At 73.8% G+C, this 23367-nt stretch carries 29 protein-coding genes; 16 read left to right on the top strand and 13 right to left on the bottom strand.

Going from position 1 to position 23367, the window contains the following annotated elements; all coding sequences use genetic code 11:
- Positions 1-1233: a sigma-70 family RNA polymerase sigma factor gene (locus AB0J69_RS50235; protein ID WP_364133397.1), complete on the bottom strand. Its 1233-nt coding sequence runs from the start codon at positions 1231-1233 to the stop codon at positions 1-3.
- A complete protein-coding gene (locus AB0J69_RS50240) occupies positions 1230-1559 on the bottom strand; it encodes a YciI family protein (protein WP_364133475.1) in 330 nt (109 codons plus the stop codon). The genes AB0J69_RS50235 and AB0J69_RS50240 overlap by 4 nt, the downstream gene beginning before the upstream one ends.
- Before the next feature lie 107 nt (positions 1560-1666).
- Here AB0J69_RS50240 and AB0J69_RS50245 point away from each other — a divergent pair, with 107 nt between their 5' ends.
- The 5 genes from AB0J69_RS50245 (at position 1667) to AB0J69_RS50265 (ending at position 4950) form a co-directional block, all read left to right on the top strand.
- Positions 1667-2485, top strand: a complete 819-nt coding sequence (locus AB0J69_RS50245; protein ID WP_364133400.1) for a nucleotidyltransferase domain-containing protein — start codon at positions 1667-1669, stop codon at positions 2483-2485.
- 188 nt (positions 2486-2673) lie between these two features.
- Entirely contained in the window at positions 2674-3558 is an 885-nt protein-coding gene (locus AB0J69_RS50250) for an ATP-binding cassette domain-containing protein (RefSeq protein WP_364133403.1), read from the top strand.
- A 69-nt stretch (positions 3559-3627) separates the two neighbouring features.
- On the top strand, positions 3628-3930 hold the full coding sequence (locus tag AB0J69_RS50255; protein ID WP_364133405.1) for a metalloregulator ArsR/SmtB family transcription factor: 303 nt from the start codon (positions 3628-3630) through the stop codon (positions 3928-3930).
- Complete coding sequence (locus AB0J69_RS50260) at positions 3927-4454, top strand: SRPBCC domain-containing protein (protein ID WP_364133408.1); 528 nt, start codon at positions 3927-3929, stop codon at positions 4452-4454. The genes AB0J69_RS50255 and AB0J69_RS50260 overlap by 4 nt, the downstream gene beginning before the upstream one ends.
- A gap of 28 nt (positions 4455-4482) precedes the next feature.
- Positions 4483-4950, top strand: coding sequence for an NUDIX hydrolase (locus tag AB0J69_RS50265; RefSeq protein WP_364133410.1), 468 nt, complete (start codon positions 4483-4485; stop codon positions 4948-4950).
- A 3-nt stretch (positions 4951-4953) separates the two neighbouring features.
- Here the strand turns inward: AB0J69_RS50265 and AB0J69_RS50270 are convergent, their stop codons facing one another.
- The 3 genes from AB0J69_RS50270 to AB0J69_RS50280 all read right to left on the bottom strand — a co-directional run bounded on the left by AB0J69_RS50270 (position 4954) and on the right by AB0J69_RS50280 (position 8218).
- Entirely contained in the window at positions 4954-6438 is a 1485-nt protein-coding gene (locus AB0J69_RS50270) for a phospholipid carrier-dependent glycosyltransferase (RefSeq protein WP_364133413.1), read from the bottom strand.
- 77 nt (positions 6439-6515) lie between these two features.
- Complete coding sequence (locus AB0J69_RS50275) at positions 6516-7700, bottom strand: hypothetical protein (protein WP_364133416.1); 1185 nt, start codon at positions 7698-7700, stop codon at positions 6516-6518.
- A complete protein-coding gene (locus AB0J69_RS50280; protein ID WP_364133419.1) occupies positions 7697-8218 on the bottom strand; it encodes a SigE family RNA polymerase sigma factor in 522 nt (173 codons plus the stop codon). The genes AB0J69_RS50275 and AB0J69_RS50280 overlap by 4 nt, the downstream gene beginning before the upstream one ends.
- A 157-nt stretch (positions 8219-8375) precedes the next feature.
- Here AB0J69_RS50280 and AB0J69_RS50285 point away from each other — a divergent pair, with 157 nt between their 5' ends.
- Genes AB0J69_RS50285 through AB0J69_RS50300 form a run of 4 tightly spaced genes read left to right on the top strand, consistent with a single transcriptional unit; the run spans position 8376 to position 10432 of the window.
- Positions 8376-9521 carry a winged helix DNA-binding domain-containing protein gene (locus AB0J69_RS50285; protein WP_364133422.1) on the top strand — a complete coding sequence of 382 codons (1146 nt, stop codon included), beginning with the start codon at positions 8376-8378 and terminating at the stop codon, positions 9519-9521.
- A gap of 44 nt (positions 9522-9565) precedes the next feature.
- On the top strand, positions 9566-9967 hold the full coding sequence (locus tag AB0J69_RS50290) for a helix-turn-helix domain-containing protein (RefSeq protein WP_364133425.1): 402 nt from the start codon (positions 9566-9568) through the stop codon (positions 9965-9967).
- On the top strand, positions 9967-10101 hold the full coding sequence (locus AB0J69_RS50295; RefSeq protein WP_364133428.1) for a hypothetical protein: 135 nt from the start codon (positions 9967-9969) through the stop codon (positions 10099-10101). Before AB0J69_RS50290 ends, AB0J69_RS50295 begins: the two co-directional genes overlap by 1 nt.
- Entirely contained in the window at positions 10094-10432 is a 339-nt protein-coding gene (locus tag AB0J69_RS50300) for a DUF4180 domain-containing protein (RefSeq protein WP_364133431.1), read from the top strand. The genes AB0J69_RS50295 and AB0J69_RS50300 overlap by 8 nt, the downstream gene beginning before the upstream one ends.
- 6 nt (positions 10433-10438) lie before the next feature.
- Here AB0J69_RS50300 and AB0J69_RS50305 read toward each other — a convergent pair whose 3' ends face one another.
- From AB0J69_RS50305 to AB0J69_RS50325, 5 genes are all read right to left on the bottom strand, one after another.
- Positions 10439-11218, bottom strand: coding sequence for a TetR/AcrR family transcriptional regulator (locus AB0J69_RS50305; RefSeq protein ID WP_364133434.1), 780 nt, complete (start codon positions 11216-11218; stop codon positions 10439-10441).
- 57 nt (positions 11219-11275) lie between these two features.
- Positions 11276-12118: an LLM class flavin-dependent oxidoreductase gene (locus tag AB0J69_RS50310; RefSeq protein ID WP_364133436.1), complete on the bottom strand. Its 843-nt coding sequence runs from the start codon at positions 12116-12118 to the stop codon at positions 11276-11278.
- A 166-nt stretch (positions 12119-12284) separates the two neighbouring features.
- Positions 12285-12656, bottom strand: a complete 372-nt coding sequence (locus AB0J69_RS50315; protein ID WP_364133438.1) for a hypothetical protein — start codon at positions 12654-12656, stop codon at positions 12285-12287.
- Positions 12657-12904: 248 nt separating this feature from the next.
- Positions 12905-13528, bottom strand: coding sequence for a GNAT family N-acetyltransferase (locus AB0J69_RS50320; RefSeq protein ID WP_364133440.1), 624 nt, complete (start codon positions 13526-13528; stop codon positions 12905-12907).
- 22 nt (positions 13529-13550) lie between these two features.
- Complete coding sequence (locus AB0J69_RS50325) at positions 13551-13922, bottom strand: MerR family transcriptional regulator (RefSeq protein ID WP_364133443.1); 372 nt, start codon at positions 13920-13922, stop codon at positions 13551-13553.
- Positions 13923-13984: 62 nt separating this feature from the next.
- On the opposite strand from AB0J69_RS50325, the gene AB0J69_RS50330 reads away from it, so the two are divergent.
- Complete coding sequence (locus AB0J69_RS50330) at positions 13985-15229, top strand: MFS transporter (protein ID WP_364133446.1); 1245 nt, start codon at positions 13985-13987, stop codon at positions 15227-15229.
- On the opposite strand, the gene AB0J69_RS50335 is transcribed toward AB0J69_RS50330, so the two are convergent.
- Positions 15153-16730, bottom strand: a complete 1578-nt coding sequence (locus AB0J69_RS50335) for an LLM class flavin-dependent oxidoreductase (protein WP_364133448.1) — start codon at positions 16728-16730, stop codon at positions 15153-15155. The genes AB0J69_RS50330 and AB0J69_RS50335 overlap by 77 nt on opposite strands.
- A 90-nt stretch (positions 16731-16820) precedes the next feature.
- On the opposite strand from AB0J69_RS50335, the gene AB0J69_RS50340 reads away from it, so the two are divergent.
- The gene (locus AB0J69_RS50340; RefSeq protein ID WP_364133451.1) at positions 16821-17270 is read left to right on the top strand and encodes a MarR family transcriptional regulator; all 450 of its coding nucleotides are present in this window, start codon (positions 16821-16823) and stop codon (positions 17268-17270) included.
- A 70-nt stretch (positions 17271-17340) separates the two neighbouring features.
- On the opposite strand, the gene AB0J69_RS50345 is transcribed toward AB0J69_RS50340, so the two are convergent.
- Complete coding sequence (locus AB0J69_RS50345; protein WP_364133454.1) at positions 17341-18204, bottom strand: alpha/beta fold hydrolase; 864 nt, start codon at positions 18202-18204, stop codon at positions 17341-17343.
- A 128-nt stretch (positions 18205-18332) separates the two neighbouring features.
- Between AB0J69_RS50345 and AB0J69_RS50350 the strand changes: the two genes are divergently transcribed.
- Positions 18333-18782 carry a hypothetical protein gene (locus AB0J69_RS50350; protein ID WP_364133457.1) on the top strand — a complete coding sequence of 150 codons (450 nt, stop codon included), beginning with the start codon at positions 18333-18335 and terminating at the stop codon, positions 18780-18782.
- A gap of 91 nt (positions 18783-18873) precedes the next feature.
- Here AB0J69_RS50350 and AB0J69_RS50355 read toward each other — a convergent pair whose 3' ends face one another.
- Positions 18874-19872 carry a DsbA family protein gene (locus AB0J69_RS50355; RefSeq protein WP_364133460.1) on the bottom strand — a complete coding sequence of 333 codons (999 nt, stop codon included), beginning with the start codon at positions 19870-19872 and terminating at the stop codon, positions 18874-18876.
- 75 nt (positions 19873-19947) lie between these two features.
- Here AB0J69_RS50355 and AB0J69_RS50360 point away from each other — a divergent pair, with 75 nt between their 5' ends.
- The 4 genes from AB0J69_RS50360 to AB0J69_RS50375 all read left to right on the top strand — a co-directional run bounded on the left by AB0J69_RS50360 (position 19948) and on the right by AB0J69_RS50375 (position 23283).
- Positions 19948-20529: a TetR/AcrR family transcriptional regulator gene (locus tag AB0J69_RS50360; RefSeq protein ID WP_364133462.1), complete on the top strand. Its 582-nt coding sequence runs from the start codon at positions 19948-19950 to the stop codon at positions 20527-20529.
- 286 nt (positions 20530-20815) lie between these two features.
- Entirely contained in the window at positions 20816-22009 is a 1194-nt protein-coding gene (locus AB0J69_RS50365; RefSeq protein WP_364133464.1) for an MFS transporter, read from the top strand.
- Positions 22006-22242 (top strand): hypothetical protein, encoded by a 237-nt coding sequence (locus tag AB0J69_RS50370; protein WP_364133467.1) that lies wholly within the window; start codon positions 22006-22008, stop codon positions 22240-22242. The genes AB0J69_RS50365 and AB0J69_RS50370 overlap by 4 nt, the downstream gene beginning before the upstream one ends.
- A gap of 54 nt (positions 22243-22296) precedes the next feature.
- On the top strand, positions 22297-23283 hold the full coding sequence (locus AB0J69_RS50375; RefSeq protein ID WP_364133469.1) for a small ribosomal subunit Rsm22 family protein: 987 nt from the start codon (positions 22297-22299) through the stop codon (positions 23281-23283).
- The last annotated feature ends 84 nt before the right edge of the window (positions 23284-23367 follow it).

The following is a 23367-nucleotide window of genomic DNA, read 5'->3' on the forward strand; positions in this document are numbered from 1 at the left end:
TCAAGACAACCGAGCTGCTCGGTCCTCCAGGTACCGCTGCTCCGGCAGGCTGGTGGTCAGGCGGGCCGCCTCCCGGTACGCGGCCAGCGCCGCCTCCGCATCGCCCTCCATCTCCAGCAGGTGCGCGCGTACGGCGGCCAGGCGGTGATGCCCCGCCATCCGGTCGTCGCCCGCCAGGTCGTCGAGCAGGTCGAGCCCCGCCCGCGGCCCCCGCACCATGGCCGCCGCCACCGCGTGGTTGAGCCGCACCACCGGATTGTCGTCGACGCCCGCCAGCACCCCGTACAACGCCAGGATCTGCGGCCAGTCCGTCTCCTCGGCGCTCGGCGCCTCGTCGTGCACGGCCGCGATGGCCGCCTGGATCTGGTAGGGGCCGATGACCGTGGTGGACAGCGCCTTGGTGACCAGCTCGACGCCCTCCTCGATCAGCGCGCGGTCCCACAGGCCGCGATCCTGCTCGGCCAGCGGGATGAGCCGCCCGTCCCCGTCCGTACGGGCGGGGCGGCGCGCCTCCGTGAGGAGCATGAGCGCCAGCAGGCCCGAGACCTCCCCGTTCTCGGGCAGCAGCCGGTGCACGGCCCTGGCCAGCCGGATCGCCTCACCCGTCAGGTCCGCCCGGAGCAGCTCGGGCCCGGAGGTGGCGGTGTAGCCCTCGTTGAAGATCAGGTACAGCACGTGCAACACCACCCGCAGCCGGTCGGCCCGCTCGCCCTCCGGCGGCATCCGGAACTCCAGGCCGGTGGCCTTGATGCGCTGCTTGGCCCGGCTGATGCGCTGCGCCATCGTCGCCTCGGGCACCAGGAACGCGCTGGCGATCTGCGCCGTCGTCAGCCCGCCCACGGCCCGCAGCGTGAGCGCGAGCTGGGAGGGCTGCGACAGCGACGGATGGCAGCACAGGAACAGCAGCGTCAGCGTGTCGTCCTGGTCCGCCGCCCGCTCCTCGCCCGGTGCCGGGGCGGTGAACTCGTCGGCCGGCACGCTGACGGCCACGCTCTCCTCCCTGCGCCGGCGGGCGTGCTCGCTGCGCATCTGGTCGATGACCCGGCGCGCCGCGACCGTGATCAGCCAGGCCCGCGGGTTGTCCGGCAGCCCCTGCTCCGGCCACTGCTGGGAGGCGTCGAGCAGCGCCTCCTGCACGGCGTCCTCGCACGTGTCGAACTGCTCGTAACGCCGTACGAGCGCGCCCAGGACCTGCGGCGCCAGCTCCCGCAGCAGCCCCTCGACGTCGCTCACCCGCTCACCTCGTCGATGACCGGCCGCACCTCCATCGCGCACAGCCGCGCGTCCGGCCAGCGCGCGGCGATATCGGTGGCCCGGTCGAGCCCGTCGCACTCGACGACCAGATAACCGGCCAGATATTCCTTGGCCTCCGGGAAGGGGCCGTCGGTGACGGCGGGCACGCCGTCGCGCACCTTCACGGTCCTGGCGCTCGCGGGCCCGTCCAGCGCCTGCCCGCCGACGAGCTCGCCGCTCTCGACGAGCTCCGCCATCAGCGCGTCGACCTCGGCCATCACCTCGTCGCCCACCGGCGACCCGGGGTTGGCGTAGATCATCAGCATGTACTTCACACACCTCATCCTAGGGGTCCACGAACCAGTCCATCCCGGAAAGTCCCAGCTCAGCGGCCGGGCGTCCGGCTGTCCACCGGGCGGTCTAGGCTCGACCCGTGCGAGAACCGGATCTTCACGACATAGCCTCGCGGCTGGTCGCGGTCCCCGGCGTGGTGGCCGTCGTCCTGGGCGGCAGCCGGGCCCGCGGCACCCACCGTCCGGACTCCGACATCGACCTCGGCCTCTACTACCGGGGCCGGCTCGCCGTGGCGGAGCTGCGCGCGCTCGCGCGGGACGTGACGGGCGTGGACACCGAGGTGACGGAGCCCGGCGGGTGGGGGCCCTGGGTCGACGGGGGCGGCTGGCTCACCGTGGACGGGTGGCGGGTGGACTGGATCTACCGGGACCTCGACCGCGTGCACCGGGTCTGGCGGGACTGCCTCGACGGCCGCTACGAGATCGGCTTCCAGGTCGGGCACCCGCTCGGCTTCTACTCCTGCGCCTACGCGGGCGAGCTGGCGCTGTGCCGCGTGCTCGCCGACCCCGGGGGCGAGCTCACCGCCCTGCGCGAGCAGGTCGCGCACTATCCGCCCGCGTTGCGGGAGGCGCTGGTCAGAGGGCTGTGGGAGTGCGACTTCGCGCTGATGACCGCCCGGTACGGGGCCGCCGGGAACGATCCGGCGTACGCGGCGGGGGCCGTCTTCCGGGCGGTCGGGGTCGCCTGCCAGGCGTTGCACGCGGCGGACGGCGCCTGGCTGATCAACGAGAAAGGCATGATCGCCTCGGCCGACCGGCTGCCGTCGGCACCGGAGGGGTTCGGCGAGCGGGCACGGGCGCTGCTGGCCGGGGTCGGGCACACGCCGGAGGAGATCGGCCGCACCATCGACGCGGCGGCCCGGCTCGTCGCGGACGTCCGCACCGCCTGCGGCACCTGAGTCCCTGGTATGTGGAGCGCCGGCCCTGGACGCGGGGCGCAGGCCCGAATACATCAGACATCTGACGAGTCGATAGGTTCGTCACCACGAGCCTGAAGGGAGCGCGTGGTGACGGAGATGTTCGGGCTGCGGCACGGTGCCGCGGCCGTGCGGGATCGGGCTGCGGCGAGCGGGCGGGAGGCGGGCCGATGACGGTGGTCTCACGTCCCGCCGACACCGGGCCCGTACTGCGGGCTGACGGGGTGGACCTCGTTCGCGACGGCCGCCATCTGCTGCGGGAGGTCTCGCTGACCGTGCGCCCGGGCGAGCACTGGGCGCTGCTCGGGGCCAACGGCGCCGGCAAGAGCACCCTGCTCGGGCTGCTGGGCGCCGTCACCCACCCCAGCCGTGGCACGGTCGAGGTGCTCGGACGCACGATGGGCCGGGTGGACGTCCGCGAGCTGCGCTCCTACCTGGGGCACGTCAACCCGCGCCACGCCCCGGACGGGCCGCTGCGGGTGCGCGACGTGGTGCTGACCGGCCTGACGAACACCGCCGCACTCGTGCCCCGCTGGACGCCCACCCCGCTGGAGGCGCAACGGGCCGACGGGCTGATCGCCATGCTCGGGATGAGCCATCGGGCCGAGGCGACCTGGCCCACCCTGTCACAGGGCGAACGCGGGCGAGCGCTGATAGCCCGCGCCCTCATGCCGCAGCCCCGGCTCCTGCTGCTCGACGAACCGGCCACCGGGCTCGACCTGGCCGCCCGCGAGCAACTGCTGGCCAGCATCGACGCCCTGCGCGCCCGGCGCCCGTCACTGGCCACCGTCCTGGTCACCCACCACCTCGAGGAACTCCCCGCCACCACCACACACGCGATGCTGCTGCGCGGCGGCCTGTGCCTGGCCGGCGGCCCGGTGGCCGAGGTCCTGACCAGCGACCTGGTCAGCGCGTGCTTCGACCACCCGGTACGCCTCGTCCGCAGCGACGACGGCCGCTGGGCCGCCCGCGCCGAGCCCGTCCCCGTCACCATGCCCGGCGACCCGGCGGACCCGCCCCCACCGCCCCCCGTCGCGACCGGCCCCGCAGCCTGACGACCCGCGGCCGGAGTCGGGGCTCGGCCCGGGTTGCCGGAACATATTTCCATCTGGCAATATGAGCGCGTGAGCGCCTATGCAGCCCTGGCCGAGCCGCACCGCAGGCAGATTCTCGACCTGCTGCGTGACGGCGAGCGGCCCGTCGGAGAGCTGGTGAAACGCCTCGATCTCAGCCAGCCCGGCGTGTCCAAGCACCTCAAGGTGCTGCGCGAGGCCGGGCTCGTCGTGGTGCGCACGGAGGGCAAGCAGCGGATGTACGCGCTGCGCCCGGAGCCCCTCGCCGAGGTCGACCAGTGGCTGGAGCCCTACCGCGTCTACTGGTCGAGGCGCCTCGACGCCCTGGAACGACACCTGGAGGACAACCCATGATGCACGGAACCCTGGAAACGATCGACGGCCGCCCGGCGCTGCGCTTCGAGCGCACGCTCCCCTTCCCGATCGAGCGCGTGTGGCGAGCCGTCAGCGTGCCGGCAGAGCTCGAGAAGTGGTTTCCCGCAGCCGCCGACTGGACTCCGGCGCCGGGCGAGACCTTCGAGGCCGCCGGCGCGACCGGAGAGGTGACCGAGGTCGATCCACCCCACCGCCTGGCGTGGACCTTCGCCGGCCAGCTGTACAGCTTCGATCTGTCCCCGCACGAAGACGGCTGCCGCCTGGTCTTCATCCACGTCGTCGACGACCGCGACCTCTCGGCGCAGACCGCCACCGGCTGGGAGGCCTACTTCTCTCGCCTCGAACCGCACCTCGCGGGCAAGGACGTCTCCGAAGAGGATGCGCACGAGGGGTGGGCGGAGATGCACGAACGCTACGCCGAGCGTTTCGGGGTCGACCCGGCGCCGGGCCGGCGCTTCGCGGCGGCTCTGCGTGGGGGCGACGGCGCGGGCGCCGCGTCATGAGCCGCTTCTCCCGGGGGAGGGGGTGCGGGTGAGTTTCCGGCTGGCGGCGTACGGCGTGTGCATCGAGGACGGGCGGGTGTTGCTCGCTCGTCACGTGCCACCCGTGGGCGAATACAGCTGGACTCTGCCCGGCGGAGGGGTCGAGCACGGGGAGGATCCGTTCGACACGGTGATCCGGGAGGTCGCCGAGGAGACCGGCTGTGACGCTGTGGTCGAGCGCCTGCTCGGCGTGGACTCGCGGGTGATCCCCGCCGCCGTCGCCCGTGCCGGTGCCACACACCAGAACGTCGGCGTCTTCTACCGGATCCGCATCACCGGCGGCCGGCTCCGGCCCGAGCCGAACGGCGAGATCGCCGAGTCGGTGTGGACCCCGATCGCCGACGTCGCCGGCCTGCGCCGATCGTCGCTGGTCGACATCGGCCTCGCTCTGGCGCAGACCGTTCCGGCGACCGGCCACGTCGCTCCGGTCCCGGTCGGCGGCCTGATCCAGCATTGAGGGTCATACCCACGAGCGCATCAGCATCCGAGCCCACCACGCCGCGTGCGTGATCGTCTCGCCGGACACGATCGGATGAAGCCACCAGAAGTTGACCAGGACGATGAGCGCGACCGCGCCGACGACGGCGGCCCCCGCCGCTCTCCTGATCGACGCCGTTCCGCCGGGCCCGAGCACGAGCCCCGCGGCGATCACCAGCGCCAGCACCATGAAGGGCACGACGGGGAGCATGTAGAACAGGTACATGGTGCGGTTGTCCGCGACGGCGTAATAGAACCACGGCAGCCACCCCGCGCCGTATCCGAGCAGCACCGCCCCGGCTCGCCAGTCCCGGACGGCCGTGTACCGGGCGACGAGCACGACGAGGGCGAGCAGCGCGAAGTACCACAGCGCCGGCGTGCCGACGCCCAGCACCGCTTGCGAGCAGTCCTTGGCGGCGCAGGCGTCCGGTGGGCTCTCGTAGTGGAAGGCGACGGGACGCTGCAGCAGCGGCCACTGCCACGGCTCCGACATGTACGGATGCCGGGCGTCCAGGCCGGTGTGGAAGCCGAGCACCTGGAACTGGTAGCCGAGCCACGAGCGCAGCGAGTCGAGCACGAAGAAGCCGGGCCCGGACCGGGTGGCCTGCTCCCAGCCGCGTCCCCAGCCCTCCGCCCGCAGGAACCAGCCGCTCCAGCTCAGCACGTACACCGCCGCGGGGACCAGCGCGAACGCGCCCGCCAGACCCTGCAGGGCGGCCACCGGACGCGCCCGCCGGCCCAGTGCCCGCCCCGCGCCCGCGTCCCACATCAGTGAGAGGGCGGCGAAGGCGAGCAGGAAGAAGATCCCCGACCACTTGACGGCGCACGCGGCTCCCAGGCACGCCCCCGCGGCCAGCCGCCACGGCCTCATGCCCGGCCGGGGCCCGGCTGACGGGAGCCGTTGCCTGGTCCAGTCCCTGTCCGCCACGACGCAGGCGAAGGCGGCCAGCACCCAGAACATCAGGAAGACGTCCAGCAGCGCCGTCCGCGAGAGCACGAAGTGCAGGCCGTCGAGAGCGAGCAGCAGACCGGCCAGGCAGCCCAGCAACGTGGACCGGGTCATCCGCCGAGCCACTCTCGCCATGATGAGGATCGACAACGTGCCCGCCACCGCGCCGGCGAACCGCCAGCCGAAGGGCGTCATGCCGAACAACCACTCGCCGATGGCGATCATCCACTTGCCGAGGGGTGGGTGCGCGACGTACTCGGCGCATTCCTCGACGGCCGGGCACCGCCGCCAGATGCCGAGGTCGCCTGCCATGATCATCCGGTCGGCGACCGGGTCCTCGCCGGTGCCCAGCGTCATACGCTCGACACCGAACGTCAGCAGCGAATAGGCGCCCTTGATGTAGTGGGTCTCGTCGAAGACCACCGCGTGCGGTTCGCCCAGCCGGAGGAACCGCAGGGCGCCGCCGAGCACGGTGACGAAGAGCGGCCCAGCCCATCCCCACCACCCGTCGGCCGGCATGGGCGGAACCAGCCGGCGCACCGTGCTCGGGAAAGGGCTCCGGGCAGGGCTCTGGGCGAAACTCTGAGCAGGCAGGTTCACCCTTGAACCGCCGCCAGGTTGAGCACGGCCAGGTCAGGCCCGCGGCCGGGCCCGCAGGAGGACGGGCCGCAGGCCTGCCGGCTGAACACCAGCCCGGGGGAGGAGGACCCGCCGCCGTGCCAGGCGACCCCACCCGGTGACGTCTTCGGGCCGAGGTCGGTGTCCTGCCCGGTGACGAGGTCGTGCACGGTCGTGCCGAGGTCGATGAAACGATCGGCGCGAATCTGTGACGACGGAGAGAGACTGCCGCGTACGGCCCGGGGCTCGCCACCGCCCGGACCCCACACCACGGTACGGCCGTCCAGCGTGGCCACGCACCAGTTCGGGCTGCAGCGCATGCCCGTCGCCCCGCGCGGCGCCGGCAGGGAGGTGCGTTCGCCGGTTTCCAGGTTGACGAGCACGCTCTGGTTGCGGCCGGTGTCGTGCCGGCGGACGTCGGACGCCCACGGCCAGGACACCAGGTGCAGGCCGCCGGTGCCCGGCAGGGCCTGGGGTGCGCCGCCGGTGATCGGGACGGCGTACAACCCGCCCTGGCGGACCGACCAGACGACGCGGTCGCGCAGCACGCCGAGGCGTTCCACCGCCGCCGCCGGCCCGGTGAGGCGCGCCAGGAGGGCGGCCTGCCCGCCGGCGCGGGGCAGCACCCACACGTCCGAGGCCCGCTGGGCGCGTACGTCCTGGGCCCACCAGGCGACGTGCTCCGGGCCCGGCTCGACGGCCTGCGGGTGGTAGTCGCGGGTGCCGTCCGGCTGGGGCATGTCGCCGAGGACCCTGGCCCTGCCCGCCGCGGTGTCGTACACCTCCAGCCGCCCGCCCCCGCCGGAGGACGTGCCGGCGCGCAGCAGCAGCTCGGTGGCGCTCAGCGCGGTCACCGGCGTGTACGCCAAGCCGTCGGAGGCCGCGGCGGGGATGGTGGTCATCGCGGACGACCAGATGTTGCCGATGGAGGCGGCGGAGGGCGAAGGGGTGGCGGAGGCGTCGCGGCGGCCGAGGTCGGCCAGCGATCCCGTCGCCAGCACCAGCGCGGTGACGGCCGCGGCTGCCAGCGGCACCGAGGCCGTCAGAGCCCGGCGGCGGCGGCGCAGCCGGCGGCCGGCCCGCACGGCCGCGCCCACGTCCACCCCCGACGGCGGTTGCTCGTCCGGCACCAGGTTCTCGAACAGCGGCTTGAGATCCATCATCGATCCTCCTTGGTCGGCGTCACCTCGAGGAGCGCGCGCAGGGTCGCGAGCCCGCGCGCGGTCTGGCTCTTGACGGTCCCGGCCGAGCAGCCGAGCGCCGCCGCGGTCTGCTCGACACTCAGGTCGCAGTGGAAGCGCAGCACCAGGGCGGCCCGCTGGCGCGGCGGCACCAGGGCCAGCGCCCGGCGCAGGTCCATGGCCAGGTCGGCGTCCCACCCGTTCACGGCGGCCTCGGGAGGGGCGGGCTCGGGAGGGACGGCGCTCAGCCTGGTACGCGAGAACCAGCCGCCCTGCTGCTCCCTCAGGAAGATCCGGACCAGGATCACCCGTACGTACGCGTCCATATCGGCCGCCTGGCGGGCGTGGCGCCATTTGACGTACAGCCGGGTGATCGACGCCTGCACCAGATCGTCGGCGCGATGCCAGTCCTGGCACAGCGAATAGGCGATCCGGCGTAACCAGAGCAGGCGCCCGCGGACGTACGCGGTGTACTCCTCGTCCGCACTCAAGAGATCCACAACCTCCCAGATGCCGCCGCCCACCGGAAAGGTTGCATCATGCGTGGTGAATTCTCCCTTGTGCGCCGGACACCCCGGGCGCCAGCCCATGCGGGCGTCGCTGCATTCCGGGCGCCATTGCGGCACGAAACCTTCCGCATTGTCTTCTACTGTGGTCGTGCCGAAGGAGGAGGACGTGATGATCGAGCTGTCGTGGCCGCAGGTCAGTGCCAGGAGGCTGGAACGCGCCGGGCTGGCGGGATCGCCCGGCCCGGGGAGGCCGGACGAGATGGTGGCGGCCATGTGCGGGGCGCACGCCCAGGTCATGTCGGCCGCCGAGGCGTCCGTCGGGCTGCGGCTCGACGGCGTCACGCGCTCCCATGTCCGTGAGGCGCTGTGGGGCTCGCGCAGCCTGGTCAAGACGCACGGGCCGCGCGGCACCGTGCACCTGCTGCCCGCCCGTGACCTGCCGATGTGGGTGAGCGCGATGTCGTCGGTGCCGGTGGTGAACCGCGCGCCCGAGACCGTGCGGATGACCGCCGAGCAGACCGAGCAGGTGGTGGCGGCCGTCCGGGAGGCGCTCGCCGGGGCCGAGCTGACGATCGACGAGCTGAGCGAGGCGGTGGTCGAGGCCACCGGGCCCTGGGCGGGGGACCTCGTCATGCCCGCGTTCCAGGGCTGGTGGCCGCGGTGGCGGCAGGCGTTGCACCTGGCGGCGCACCGCGGCGCGCTCGTCTTCGGTCCCGTACGGGGCCGCAAGGTCACCTACACCGCCCCGCCGGACGCCCCGCCGGTGGACGACGGGCTGCACGGGCTGGTCAGGAGCTACCTGGCGGCGTACGGGCCCGCCACCCCCGCCGACTTCGCCACCTGGGCGGGCGGGCCCGTCACCTGGGCGGCGAAGGCGTTCGAGGGGGTGGAGACGGAGGAGGTGCGGTTCGCGGGGAAGCGGGCCTGGGTGCTCGCGGGCGACACGGCGGTGCCCGGGGAGCCGCCGCGCGGGGTGCGGCTGCTGCCGTACTTCGACGCGTACGTGGTGGCGGGGCGGCCCCGCGAGCTCCTGTACCCGGGTGAGGCGGCGGCGCGGGCGCTGGCCGGCGGGCAGGCGGGGAACTTCCCCGTGCTGCTCGTGGACGGGAACGTCGGCGGCGTCTGGCACCAGCGGCGCTCGGGGAACCGGATCGACGTCACGGTGGAGCCGCTGCGCGAGCTCACCTCAGCCCAGTCGCGCGAGCTGGACGAGCAGGTGCGGCGCCTGGGCGAGGTGATGGAGGGCAGGCCCCGCCTGACCATCGGCCCGGTCACCGTGGGAGCGCACGCCTGAAAGTTCCCTATCACTCCCTGGCATGGTGCATGATAGGGAGCGATATGGAGCAATACACCGTGGAGCAGGTGGCGAACCTGCTGGGCCTGCACGTCAAGACCGTGCGCAACTACGTGCGCGACGGGCGGCTGCCCGCCGTCCGGATCGGCAAGCAGTACCGGATCGCCAAGGAGGACCTCGCGGCGTTCACCGGCCGGCCGGCCGGCGCGCCCGCCCGGCCCCGGCGTGCCGAGGTGTCGAGCATCGTGCAGGTCGACGGCATCGCCAGGGCCGACCTTGACCGGGTCAGCACGATGGTCCTGGGCTCGCTGGCCGGCCGGCCGCACGGCCTGCGCGTGGAGTTCGTCTACGACGAGGAGCGCGAGCACCTCAAGGTCATCGTGCTGGGCGGGCTGGAGGACAGCGCCCAGGTCCTGCGCATCATCGACGCCCTGGTGAGGGACTGATGAGCGGGACCCACGCCTCGGCGGCGGGCGCGACAGCCTCCTCCACCCTCGCGACACTCGCCGCCGATGCACAGCTCCTGCTCCCCGCCCGGACCCGACAGATCATGGACTTCCTGGAGAACCCGCATGCTTGACCACCGCATCCACCGCTACGACCCGCGACATGGACCCCTGCGCGAGGTCCGCGACGTCCTCGACCTCATCGGCGAGGCGTGGTCGAGCAGCGCCACCTGGGTCGTCGTCCCGGCCGGCAGCCTCCCGGACGGCTTCTTCACGCTGAGCACCGGCGTGGCCGGCGAGATCGCGCAGAAGTTCGTCAACTACGGCGTCGGCCTGGCCATCGTGGGCGACATCGCCCGCCACACCGAGGCCAGCTCCGCCCTGGCCGCCTGGGTGCTCGAATGCAACCGCGGCCGCCACATCGCGTTCCTGCGGGACGAGGCGGAGCTGACGGCCCGCCACTGACGGCGGTCAGCCCGCCCGCACAGCCGCCTCGATGCCGTCCAGCAGCACGGCCAGGCCCACCGAGAACGTCTCGCTGACCCGATGCTCCAGGTAGGGCTCGCCCGCGCCGGGCCCGTCGTCGTCCGACTCGATCCACGTCACCATCGGGAACCGGTCGGCGAACCCCGGCGCCACCTCCTCCAGCAGGAACGAGCGCGCCTGCCACCACTCCTCGTCCGACACCCCGGTCTCGGACGGGGCCAGGCGCGACTCCGAGACCGTCTTCGCCGCCCCCCGTACGAAGTCGAACAGCAGCGCCACCACCCCGCGCAGCCGGCGCGGCCCGAGCCCGGTGGTGCGCAGGATCGCCACCACGCTCTCCAGCATCGCGAACTCGTTCGGCCCCAGCACCGGCCGCGCCTGCGACACCTGCAGCACCCACGGATGCCGCAGGTAGAAGGCCAGCGTGTGCTCGGCCCACGAGGCCACGGCGGGGCGCCAGCCGTCGCTCAGGTCGTAGCCGGCGGGCAGCTCGGCCAGGGCCCGGTCGTACATGAGGTCGACCAGCTCGCCCTTGCTCGGCACGTACGTGTACAGCGCCATCCCCGTGCGGCCCAGCCGCTCGCCGACCTTCCGCATGGACAGCGCCGCCATGCCCTCGCGGTCGGCCACCGCGATCGCGGCGTCGACGATGACGTCCACGCTCAGCCCGGGTTTGGGGCCCGGCCGCACCTCACCCGGCTCACCGCTGCGCCACAGCAGCGCCATCGACCGTCGCGCGTCACCCTGGCCTGCGTAGACGACCAACGCGGAAACTCCCCGTGCCGGACAATTCTTTACGGCATAAAGGCTATCAGCCTGCGGCTACTTCGCGGATCTACGGGCAGCCACGGCGGCGAGGTGCTCCCAGGCGGACTCGGGGTGGAGGGTCTCCTCCGGGTCGCCGAGGAACGGGTCGAGGACGACGGTCTCCGCGCCGAGCAGGCGGAGCTGTTGGAGGTCCTCCATGACCTGGCCGATCGTGCCCTCGCCGGCGAGCCGGTCCGGGCCCGTCACGGGCTCCCGCGTGATCCGCAGCACGATCCGCGGGGCCAGCGCCGGCGCCGGCCGCCCCTGCTCCTCGGCCAGGGCCGTCACCCGGGGCCACGTCTCGCGCAGCCACGGCACGGTGTTCCTGAGCGGGTGCCACGCCTGGCCGAACCGCACCGCCCGGCGCAGCGCCGCGTCGCTGCCGCCGCCCACCCAGATCGGCACGCCGCCGGAGCGGTAGTCGCGCTCGTCGGCCCAGGCGGCGAGGATGGCGGCCAGGTGCTCGTCGGTCAGCCGGCCACGCCGCTCGTACGCGACGCCGAGCGCCTCGAACTCCTTCCGCGCCCAGCCCACGCCGACGCCCAGCACCAGCCGGCCGCCGCTGAGGTCGTTGAGGTTGGCCGCCATGCGGGCCGTGAGCAGCGGGTGCCGGTAGGGGACGATCACCACCGTGGTACCCAGCGTGATCGTGGAGGTGGCGCCGGCCAGCCAGGCGAGGGTGGTGAACGGCTCGTAGAACGGCGCGGGATATTGCGCGGCGACGTCGGGGGTGATCACCACGTGGTCGGAGACCATGAGCAGGTCGAAGCCGAGCCCTTCGACCGTCAGGGCCCATTGCCGCAGGACGCCGGGATCGGTGCCGGGGCCGAAATTGGGGACGTTCACACCTAGTCGCACCCGGCCAGGCTATCCAGCGATCACACGGCGGGGGAAGCCCAGGCGTGGGTCGGCGGTGGAGCGGGGCGGGGAGAAGCGGCCGGGGAGGAGCGGGCCGGGGGGTGGGGGAGGACGCGCACCTGTCCCGGCGCCCGAGCGGGCACCGGGACAGGTTCATGGCGTGAGGTCAGCCGCCGACGCCCACGCCGACTCCCGGGCCGTACCCGTGGCCGACCCAGTTGCCGTTGCCGCTGTTGGGCCAGTTACCCCGCTCCCACTTCTCTACCTCGTGTCGCCCGTGATCGTGGTGTCCGCCCCACTTCCAGCCCCAGCCTGCGTGGTGGTTGCCCTTGCAGCCGTCGGCGTCGCGGGTGCCTGCGAAGACCCCGTGGTCGGTGACGTGGTGGTAGGTCGTGTCGTCGTTCACGCCGAGGGCGCAGTGCCTCGGGTACGTGTGTGTCCAGTCGATCCAGATGTCGGCGGCCGCAGTGCCGGCTGTTCCGAACAGCGCGGCCGCGGTGAGCAGCGCACCGCCGGCGGCGATGAGGCTACTTCTCATGATCTCCCCCTGTAATCACGAAGTGACATCGGCCATCACTATACGTAGCGATCTTGTGGTGGCAAGACAGCGCCACGCCCGGTTTCGTCCAACAGGCGCCCGTTGACCGGCAAACTCGCAGCTGTCACCGGTCGCGGCCGTACGCGGAGACCGGCGGCATTGGCCCCGCTTGGTGCGGAGAGACTCCGGCAGGGTGCGGTGCCGGCTCTGGCCACGTCCGCGGTGAAGGCGCGCAGGGTTCGGAAAACTCAGGACGCGAGCAGCACCTCGGCACCCATGGGGACGTACCCGGCCGCGAGGAACGCTCGTACGCTGGCCGCGTTCCCCGGCGCGACCTGCGCCCACACGGGTCCGGGGGCGAGCTGTCTGGCCGCCCCGGCCAGCAGCCGGCCCAGCCCGCGCCCGCGGCGCGATGGGTCGACCTCGACCGCCGCCTCCCACCGCCCCGCCACCCCGCGCCCCACGGCCAGCAGGCCGCCGTCCCTGGTGGTCCACACGCGGACGGCGTCGCGGTAGCGGCGGGCCCGCGCCACCCGCGGATGGTCGCTGTCCGTGACCTCCTCCAGCCCGGCCGGGGGAGGGCCGGGCAGCGGCCCGGCCAGGGCGATGAGGTCGACACCGCCGACGCGGCGCCCGGTCCGGCCGGCCAGGGCCTGGAGGAAGGGCGGGCAGAGGGGCGCGGACAGGTCGCCGGGCGGCAGCCGCTCGCGGACCCAGGCCGGCTCGACGTCGGCGAAGACCACCGTGTGCGCGGTGAAGGCGATGACGCCCACGTCGCGGGGCGAGGGCTGGGGCAGGATCGTCAGGCCGCCGTCGGCCGGGGGGAGGTGGCCGTGCTGGGCGTCGGTGAGGAGCTTCGTCAGGGATGTCATATAGATCTACAATGTAAAGGGCTCAGGTCCGCAGCGCGCGTACGGCGGCGAGGTAGACGTGGATGGCGTCGCGGTTGCGCGCCAGGCAGTCGATGCGCTGCTGGATCCGGGCCGCCTCCGCCTCCAGCAGGTCGGCCAGCTCTGGCGTGAGGCACTGCGGGTGGAGGTGGATCTCGTCGGGCCGGTCCAGGAACGGCAGGATCCGGCGGATGATCTCCGTGGTGAGGCCCGAGTCGAGCAGGCCGCGGATCTGCTGGACCCGGTAGACCGCCGACTCCGGGTAGTGGCGGTAGCCGTTGTCGGCGCGTTCGGGGTGCAGGAGGTCCTGCTCCTCGTAGTAGCGCAGCATGCGGGTGGGTACGCCCGTGCGCTGCGACAGCTGTCCGATCCTCATGGTGTGCCTCGGTCGTGCCGGGATTTGCCTTCACATTGATGTGAAGGTTTCAGCATGGTCGCATGTCTGATGTGGCGATCGCCAGTCCGGCCCGGGTGCGCGCGACGATGCCCTGGCCGGGGCTGCTGGCACTGTTCTCGGCGGCGTTCGCGGCGGTGATGACGGAGTTGCTCCCGGCGGGGCTGCTGCCGCAGATCGCGGGCGCCCTGGGGGTGTCCGAGGGGCGGGCCGGGTTCCTGGTGACGGCGTACGCGGTGGCGTCGTTCCTGGCGGCCATCCCGGTGACGGCGGTGTTGCGCGGCCTCGACCGGCGGCCGGTGCTGGTCGGGGTGCTGGCCGGGTTCGCCGTGCTGAACGCGGTGACCGCGGTGTCGTCGTCGTACGCGGTGACGTTCGGGGCGCGGGTGCTGGCCGGGGTCATGGGCGGGGTGTTGTGGGCCATGCTGGTCGGATACGCCGCCCGGATGGTGCCGGCCGAGCGGCGGGGCCGCGCGATCGCGATCGTCTCGGCGGGCATCACGGTGGCGTTGTGCGCGGGGATCCCGGCGGGGGCGGCGCTGGCGTCGGTGTCCGGGTGGCGCTGGGCGTTCTGCGGGCTGGCGGGGGCGGCGCTCGTCCTGATCGGGTGGGTGTGGTGGCAGGTGCCGAACTTCCCCGGTGAGAAGGCGGCGGCGCGGGTGCCGTTGCGGCGGGTGGTGGTCATGCCGGGGGTGCGCACCTCGCTCGGGGTGACGTCGCTGGTGCTGGTGGGGCACCAGGCGGTGTACACGTACCTGGCGCCGCTGGCGCGGGAGCGGACGAGCGTGGTGCTGCTGGTGTTCGGGGTCGGGACGGTGGCCGGGATCTGGGTGGTCGGGGCGGTGATCGATCGGTTCCCGAGAGGGGCGCTGGTGGTGGTGCTGGGTGTCGTGGCGGGGGCGATGGCCGTCCTGGGGGCCTTCGGCGGGGCCGGGGGCGTGGTGGTCGGGGCGGCGGCGCTGTGGGGGATGGCGTTCGGGGGCGTGCCGACGTTGCTGCAGACGGCGCTGGTGAACGTCGCGGGCGCGGGGAACGCCGACGTGGCGACGTCCCTGCAGACGACCGTGTACAACGCCGGCATCGCGGCCGGGTCGCTGGCCGGCGGGGTGGTGCTGGAGGGCGCCGGGGCGGGGGCCCTGCCGTGGACGGCGTTCCCCCTGGTGGCTGCGGCCCTGGTGATCGTGGTGGGGGCGCGGCGGCACGCGTTCCCGGTCAGAGGCCGTGCCTGGCCAGGGGCTCGACCAGCTCGCGCTCCTCGTACGACAGGTGGGACAGCAGGCTGTCGGTGAGCAGGTCCACGGCGGCGCGCAGGCCGGTCAGGCCGGCCGGGTCCGTGACGAAGGCGACCAGGGCGCGGTCGACCTGTTCGAGGACCTTGTGGATGGCGTGGTGCTCCTCCCGGAGGCGGTCGAGGACGGGGGCGAGGCCGGGCTCCGTGCGGCGCAGCTGGGGGAAGAGCATCGCGTCCTCGGCGGAGTGGTGCATCGTGACCAGGCGGCAGTAGGTCTCGCAGTAGGCGCCCAGGGTCCAGTTGTTCTGGCGCATCGTCATGGTGCTGATGTGCGAGCGGGCCGCGCCCGGGTCGAGCACCCCGGCGGCGACCTGGTCGGCGAGGTCGCGCAGCTGGGCCAGCTCGGCGCGCAGGTGGTCGTGGACGTCGATGAGGTGCCGGCCGTTGGCCCGCTCCCTGGCGGTGTAGGGCCTGCCGGGGTCGGGGCGGGGGGCGGTGGGGCGGGTGCTCTCGTCCCAGACGCGGACGTCGGTCAGCCGTACGCCGTCGTCCGGCGTGGGGATGATGCCCAGCGCGGTGCCCTCAGGGAGTGGGGAGTCCTGGAGGCCGGCGGGCGTGCCCCCGGCTCGCGGGTCGGCCGCGGCGCGTGCGGCGGCCGGAGCGCCAGGGATTGCCGGGGCGCGTCCGGCGGGAGCGGTGGGGACGGCAGGGGCGCGTTCGGCGGCGACGAGCTCGCGTACGGCGGGGGCGGTCTCCGCGGCGAAGCGCTCGATGCGGCGCGGATCGTCGGCCATCAGCGTGAAGACGCTGATCCCGTGCCGCAGGGCGAGCTCGGCGAGCTGCTCGGGCGGCAGCTCCTCGGCCAGGTTGAGCAGGCGGCGGATGGCGGCGGGCGAGCGGCCCGCCTCGGCGGCGGCCTCGTCGACGATGGCGTTGCCCGCGGCGATCTCGTCGAAGCTCCGGAAGCGGGGCAGCGAGGGGAGCCACCCGTCGGCGAGCCGGCCGGTGAGGCGGAGCATGCGCGGCTTGTACGCGCCCAGCCAGATGCCGATGTCGTGGGCCGGCCGCGGGCCCCGTCCGGCGCCGTCCACCCGGTAGTGCTCGCCGTGGTGCCGGATGCCGCCGGGGGCGCCGGTGTCCCACGCGGCGCGGATGATCTGGATGCCCTCCTCGAGCGCGTCCACGGCCTGGCCCGGGCTCAGGCGGGGCGCGCCCATGGAGGCGATGGCGTCCCAGTAGCCGCCGGCGCCCAGGGCCAGCTCGAAGCGCCCGTGGCTGAGCAGGTCCAGGCTGGCGGCGGCCTGCGCGAGCATCGCGGGCGGCCGCAGCGGCAGCGGGTGGACGTTGCCCGCCAGCCGGATCGCCTCGGTGGCGGCGGCGACGTAGCTGAGCAGCGTCCAGGTGTCCAGCAGGGCCGGCTGGTACGGGTGGTCCTGGAAAGTGACGAGGTCGAGCCCGGCGCGCTCGGCGAGCCGGGCCCGGGCCACGACGTCGTCCGCCTGCCGGGCGACGGGCACCAGGTTGGCGCTGAAGAGCAGATCGTGGCCGTAGTCGGGCACGGGTGGCTCCCATTAGTTTGTATTGCGAACAGTTGGTTGTACGAAGAAATTAGTTCGTCTCGCGAACAACTGTCAACTAGACTCGGGCCCGTGGTCACCACGAAAGAACCGGTCCTGCCGTTCACCGACGCGCTCGTACGGCTGGCGCACCTGGTGCAGCAGGTGTTCGGGGAGGTCAGCCGCGAGCACGACCTGACGCCGCAGCAGGCGCAGCTGCTCTGCCTGCTGGTGGACGGGCCGGTGGGGATGGGCGAGCTGAGCCGTGCGCTGCACCTGGAGAAGTCGAGCCTGACCGGGCTCGTGGACCGGGCCGAGAAACGGGGGCTGGTGGCGCGCACGCGTGACCCCGGCGACCGCCGCGTCTGCCTGATCGAGCTGACCCCGGACGGGACGCGGGTCGGGGTGCTGGCGCACGGGGACGTGGCGCGGCGGCTGGAGACGCTGGCGGGCGACCTGCCCCACGAGCACCGGGACCTGCTGGCCGCGGCCATCGACGGCCTCCTGACCGCGCACGCCACGCGGGACGGCGGGGCGTCCTAGCCGGAGGGTTCGCCTGCCTCGGCGGCCCTCCGCATCCTCGGTCCTGAACGCGGAGAGCCGCCCACGGCGGTCAGGGACCGAAGACGTCCGCCAGGAAGTGCGTCAGCGCCCGCGTCACCTCGGCGGGACGCTCCACGGGCGGCAGGTGCCCGGTCTCGGGCAGATCGATCCGGCGGGCGCCCGGGATCCCCGCCGCGAGCAGGCCGGAGACCTCCTGGATGCCGGGCACGTCCGCCAGCCCGTTGATCACCAGCGTGGGGGCGGCGACCTCGTGCAGCCGGCCGGCGGCGAGCGGGTCGAGGAGGCGTTCGGCGGACCTGGGGCCGGTCCAGGAGCGTTCGAACACCAGCCGGCACATCTCCACCGCCGCCGCCCACACCTCGCCGGAGAGCGCCTCGCGGCCGCGATCGGGGCCCGCGACCTGCCACAGCGTGTGCGCCTCGGCCATCGCCCGCACGTCGGCGGGATCCACGTGCCCGGCCGTGCCCGCGCGGTAGCGGGCCAGGCGGTCGGCGGGCACCGAGGAGTGCACGCGCTCGGCGGCCTGCTCCAGCATCTCGCGCGGCCACTGGTGACCGGCCAGGCCGGAGCAGATCAGGGCGAGCCCGGCGACCCGGGACGGCGCGGCGAGGGCGGCCTCGACGGCGTAGGCCCCGCCCATCGAGCAGCCTGCCAGCACCGCCCGCTCCACCCCCAGCGCGTCCATGACCGCCAGCAGGTCCTCGTGGTGGCACACCTCGCCCTCCGCGTCACCGGACAGGCCGTGGCCGCGCCAGTCGTAGCGGATCACCCGGTAACGCCGCGCCAGCGCCCTGAACTGGTGCTCCCACATGCGCATGTCGGCCACCCCGGCGTGCACGAACACCACGGTGCCCGGCGGTGTCCCGGGCCCCGCGTCCTCGTACACGATCTTGATGTCGTCCACGATCGGCATGTCCCGAACGCTAGTGCGGCGGCGGGCCGCGCGGCCCACCTGTTCGCCAGGGGCACAGCTCCGGCGGGGGAGGGGGCTCCCCCGTGCGGGGGAATCGGGAGGGTGCGGGCCGGTGACAGGGTCGAAGCGTGAAGATCGCGGACGCGGGCATCGCGTGGACCGGACTGTACGTGGCCTCGAAGGTCGTCTTCGCCCTGGAGGGGCGGCTGGGGGTGACCGGCGGGCCGAGGGTGTCGCCGGACGCCTACCTGGCCTACGGGCCGGGGGAGGTGGCGTGGGCCCAGTGGGGCAACGCGGGTGCCGGGGTGCTGGTCATGGCGATTCTGCTGGCCGGGCGGCCCCGGGTCCGGCGGCGGTGGCCGTACGCGGGGGTGCTGGCCGCGCACTGGCTCTGCGCGGCCGTGGCCGCGGCCGGGGCGGCGGGCATGCTCGGCGGCGCGGTGCTCACGGACCGCGGGGGCGCGGCCTTCGGCGCGTACTGCGCCGGGTGGGCCGCGCTGCTCTTCCTCGCGGCCCGTGACCTGCGGCGCAGAGGTGCCACGCGCGCTCCGCTGCGGCACAGAGGCGCTACGGCGTGAACGGGAGCCGCCGCCCAGGGGTGTTACGGCGCGATCGGAAGCCGCGGCGCACGCGTGTCACGGCGTGAACCGGAGCCGCGGCGCTGGGGTGTCACGCGTAGTCCGGCGTCATGACGGCGGCCAGGGTGAGGTGGGAGGCGGCCTCCTCGTGCCGGCCCTGCCGCTGCAGCGTGCGGCCCAGGAGGTGGCGGGCGTAGGAGTCGTCCGGTGACTCGGCCACCAGCGACTCCAGCGCCGCGCGCGCCCGGTTGAGCTGGGCCGAGGCGAAGTACGCCCGCGCCGCCAGCAGCCGCACGCCCCGGTCGTCCCCGTGCTCGGCCACCAGGGGCCGCAGCAGCGTGAGAGCGCCCAGGGGGTCGCGCTGGTCGAGCAGCGACTCGGCCCGGCGCAACCGCTCCACCTCCGCGGGCAGGCGGCGCGGAGCGTGCCGGCTCGCCTCCTCCAGGAACTCCCTGATCGTCTCCGGCGGCTGCGCGCCCTCCAGCGCCAGGTCACCGACCACGATCGTGGGCGAGGTCCGCACGCCCTTGGCCTTGCCGACGAGCAGCAGCTCCCGCACCAGCTCGGCCCCGGGCAGCGTCTGGCGCGCGGGATCCGGCTCGCCGGTGTAGCCCGCCTCCTCCGCCAGATCCGCCTCGGCGGCGATCGCGGTCAGCACGGCGAGGTCGCTGATGTCCTGGAAGTCCACGAAGTGGGCCCGCAGCACCCGCTCCACGACCCGGTCCTGCAGCTCGGCGCCGCCCTTCTCGTACGCCAGCGCGATCAGCCGGTGCGCCTCCAGCGTGCTCGCCCGCCACTCGGAGCCCCACTGCGGCCCCAGCCCCTCGGCGGCGGCCACCTCGGCCACGCGCTCCCGGTTCTCAGCCGGGGACAGCCCGGGCGAGCAGGTGCGCAGCGCCTCGTCGGCAACGGGGTCGAGCAGCACCTGCGCCATCGGCACCGCCCGCGCGGGCGCGGACGGGTCGATCTGGTACGGCCGCCAGACCACCTCGACCGGCTCCCCCTCCCAGGAGGCGAGCGCCTTCTCCAGCCGCCGCTTGCCGATGTGGGCCCACCCGCAGACGACATCCGCCCAGATCTCGATTCGCATGCCATCAAAGTATGCGACAAATGTCTATTAGTCAACACATGTCGTATATGCAATGAATGTCGTATAGTTGCGGGTGTGAACTCGGACGATCCGCGCGCGCAGCGCACCCGCACCCGGCTGAAGGCGGCGGTGCTGGAGCTGGCCGCGCAGCAGGAGCTCGCGACCATCACGATGTCCGCGCTGGCCAAGCGCGCGGAGGTGAACCGGGCAACGGTCTACCTGCACTACCCCGACGTGGACTCGCTGATCACCGACGCGATGGAAGACGCCGTCGCCGCGGTCGCCAGGGCGGCCGCCCTGTGCCCCCTCGACGCCCCCCGCGACCGGGCCCCCGACCCGCTGGGCGAGCTGTTCGAGCACGTGGCCGGCAACGCCACCATGTACGCGCGCATGCTCGGCCCCCACGGCAGCGCCCGCTTCGCCGCGCGCATGCGCGAACGCCTCACCGCCGAGCTGTCCGGCCGCTTCGCCGGCGGCAGCCGCCCCGCCGGGTGGGACGACGTCCCCGTGGACGTGCACGCCGCCTACCTGGCCGGGGCCCTCGTCGGCGTGATCGCGCACTGGGTGGCCGGGGAGCGGCCCGAGCGCACCGACGAAGCGGCGCTGGCGTTCTGGCGGCTCTTCCGCAACGGCTGCCATGCCGTCCAGGGGGGATGACGGCCGGTCTGTCCTGGAGGGGGCGGCCGTCCATGGGGATGGCCGCGGTCCTACCATTTGTGCTGTCGAATGTCCGATAATGTCCCCGATTGACATCGCAATTGATGGGGGTTCGTATGCGCCTCGCCAAGGTCCGTGCCGCCGCTTCCGGGCGAGGGCGTACCACGTCGTAGCAGGTCGCCGTCGGGATCGTGCCGGCGGGCCAATGCTCCTCGCCTGAAGCGGTCGCTCGCGTAACCGACCGTTTCTCCCCTTACTCCTGCGAGGAGCTCTTTTGCGTGCCTCCATGTCCGCGCTTCTCGGCGCGGACTTCTCCAAGCTGTGGACGGCCTCGGCCGTGTCCAATCTCGGCGACGGCATCACCATGGCCGCCGGGCCCCTGCTCGTCGCCTCCCTCACCGCCGACCCCGCGCTGGTGGCTGGCGCCGCGTTCGCGCAGCAGCTCCCGTGGCTGCTGTTCGCGCTGGTCAGCGGCGCGTACGTGGACCGGCTCGACCGCCGCCGGCTCATCGTGGCCGTCAACCTGCTGCGCGGCCTGGTGCTCGGCGCCCTGGCCGTCTCCGTGGTCACCGGCTCGACCGGCATTCCGGTCATCTACCTGGCGTTCTTCCTGCTCGGGGTGGGCGAGACGCTGGCCGACACCGCCTCGGCGGCCCTGCTGCCCGCCATTGTCGCGCCGGAGCGGCTGGCCTCGGCCAACGCGCGGCTGATGGCCACGTTCACGGTCGTCAACCAGTTCCTGGCCAAGCCCGTGGGCGCCGGGCTGTTCGCGGTGTCGGCGGCGCTGCCGTTCGGGGTGGACGCGGTGTCGTTCGCGGTGGCCGCGGCGCTGGTGGCGACCGTACGGCCGGCGCCCGCGCAGCCGTACGAGCGGGGCGGCAGTCTGCGTGCCGAGATCGCGGCCGGGCTGCGCTGGTTGTGGCGGCACCGGCTCATGCGCACACTTGCACTCGCCATGGGGCTGGCCAACGTCGTGTTCTGCGCCGCGTTCGCCGTCTTCGTGCTCTACGCGCGCGAGCGGCTGGGACTGTCCGAGATCGGGTACGGGGTGCTGCTCACCACGTTCGGCGTGGGCGGGCTCGTCGGGACGGGGCTCGCGGCCCGGCTGGAGGCCCGGCTCGGGGCGACGGTCCTGCTGCGGGCCGGGCTCGTCATCGAGGCCGTCACCCACGGCGTGCTGGCCGCCACCACCGTGCCGCTCGTGGCCGGGGCGGTGCTGGTCGTGTTCGGGATCCACACCATGGTGTGGGGCGTGATCGTCACCACCTTGCGGCAGCGGATCGTGCCGGGCGGGCTGCTGGGGCGGGTGGCGAGCGTGAGCGCGCTGTTCGACTACGGCGGCGCGGCCATCGGGTCGCTGCTGGGCGGCCTGCTCGCGCGCACGTGGACGATCACGGCACCGTACTGGCTGGCCTGCGCCGCGACGGCGGCCGTCGCGGCGGCCGCCTGGCGCCCGCTCGCCCTGGCGCGCCCGGCATGATCGCCTCCACCCGCCCCGGCCCGCCCGGCACGGTCGCGCCCGCCCGCCGCGGCCGGTGCCGGGTGATCCCGCCTGCGCGCCACGGCCCGCGCCGGGTGATCCCGTCCGCACGGCTCGTCCCGCGCCGGGTGATCCCGTCCGGACGGTTCGCCCCGCGCCGGGTGACCTCGTCCGGACGGTTCGCCCCGCGCCGGGTGACCTCGTCCGGACGGTTCGCCCCGCGCGCCGGGTGATCGAGCCCGCCCCGCCCTACCTTCCCCTTTGTCCACGTCAAGGTGAATTCAGCCATGCTTCCCGATGCCCTCAGAACGGCCCTCGACCAGACCCTGGCCCGTTTCTCGCCGCAGGAACTGTCCGACTCCGCGGCCAAGCTCACCGAGCGCTACCGCACCGGCGCCGCCACCGGCCTGTCCACCGGCGGCAACCATTTGCGTACGCGCGCCGACATCGCCGCGTACGCCGCCTACCGCATGCCCGCCACCTACGCCGCCGCCGGCACGGCCATGCGCCAGGCGGCCGCGCTGACCCCCGGCTTCGAACCGCGCAGCCACCTCGACGCCGGCGGCGGCACCGGGGCGGCGATCTGGGCGGCGGGCGAGATCTGGCCGTCCCTCGAGAAGGTGACGGTCGTCGAACACGACCCCGACATCATCGACCTGGGCCGGCGCCTGGCCCGCGGCTCGGCGGCCCTGCGGGACACGACCTGGCGGCGCGCCTCCATCACCCCCGGCCTCGACCGGCCTTCGGCCGACCTGGTCACCATGTCGTACGCCCTGGGCGAGCTCCCCGAGAGCGAACGCCCCGACGTCGTACGCTGGCTGGCCGAGGACGCCGCCATGGTGATCATCATCGAGCCAGGCACCCCGGCCGGCTGGGCCACCGTCTCCGCCGCCCGCGACGTCCTGGCCGCCCGCGGCCTGACCATCGTCGCCCCCTGCCCCCATGACGGCCGCTGCCCGATCGAGCCGGGCCGCGACTGGTGCCACTTCTCCGTACGCCTGCCCAGAACCGCCCTGCACCGCCGCGTCAAGGCGGGCACCCTCAGCTTCGAGGACGAGAAGTTCTCGTACGTGGCCGCCACCGCCACCGCCTGGCCCCGGCCCGCCGCACGGGTCCTGCGCCATCCGCAGAAGCGCAAGGGCCTGGTCTCCCTGCGCCTGTGCACGGAGGGCGACGGCATCCGCGACGTGCTGGTCTCCAAGCGGCAGGGCGACTTCTACCGCCGCGCCAGGGACGTGGACTGGGGCGACGACTGGCCCGGCACCGCCTCGTAGCCGGCCCCGCCCGGATGGCCGGGAACGCGGACGTGGGGGTGAGTTTTTGCGGCGGCGGGGCCAACGACGCGACCCACCGGCACG

The organism is Nonomuraea sp. NPDC049709 (assembly GCF_040674815.1).
Classification (GTDB): Bacteria; Actinomycetota; Actinomycetes; order Streptosporangiales; family Streptosporangiaceae; genus Nonomuraea.